The following is a 719-nucleotide window of genomic DNA, read 5'->3' as shown; positions in this document are numbered from 1 at the left end:
GCATATAAGGTATCAAAAGCCAGTGACGATTTGCCTGAGCCAGACAAGCCGGTAATCACAATCAGCGCATCTCTGGGCAGGTCCAGATCGATGTTTTTCAAGTTATGCGTACGGGCGCCGCGAATACTGATTTTTTTCATGCCTGTTCCGTAGTAAAATCCAACGGATCAATATACTCTGTCACCCTATCATGACGCAAAAGCAAGCCACACCTGACGCACTTAGTGCGCTGGAGAAACGTACTATTTCCGGTTTATCTGTCATCTTCGCCCTGCGTATGCTGGGTTTGTTTATGATTTTGCCGGTATTTTCGCTCTCCGCTCAACAATATTCACACAGCACGCCTTTATTAATAGGTCTGGCGATTGGTGCCTATGGTTTAACGCAGGCGCTGTTGCAAATTCCATTTGGCATGCTCTCCGACCGGATTGGTCGTAAGAAGGTTATCTATCTGGGTCTGATCCTGTTTGCCCTGGGTAGCCTGTTAGCCGCCATGGCAGANNAGATTATTACAAGGCAGTGGCGCGATTGCCGCCGTAGTGATGGCCTTAACCGCAGACCTTACCCGCGATCAACATCGCACAAAAGCGATGGCCGCCATTGGTATCAGCATTGGTTTATCTTTTTCAGTGGCGTTAGCCAGTGGCGCGGCTTTAGAAAGCTGGATTGGACTGGATGGTCTCTTCTGGGCCACTGCATTAATGGCTATTTTTGGCATG

At 49.0% G+C, this 719-nt stretch carries 1 protein-coding gene; it reads left to right on the top strand.

The features are described 5' to 3' along the window. Positions 1-190: 190 nt before the first annotated feature. The coding region (locus B3182_RS03375; RefSeq protein WP_292751548.1) for an MFS transporter at positions 191-719 on the top strand (529 nt) is incomplete at its 3' end.

Origin of the sequence: Methylophaga sp. UBA4204 (genome assembly GCF_002379485.1) — a bacterium.
Classification (GTDB): domain Bacteria; phylum Pseudomonadota; class Gammaproteobacteria; order Nitrosococcales; family Methylophagaceae; genus Methylophaga.
Note: the sequence above shows the minus strand (reverse complement) of the source record. Positions and strands in the feature narration are given on the sequence as shown.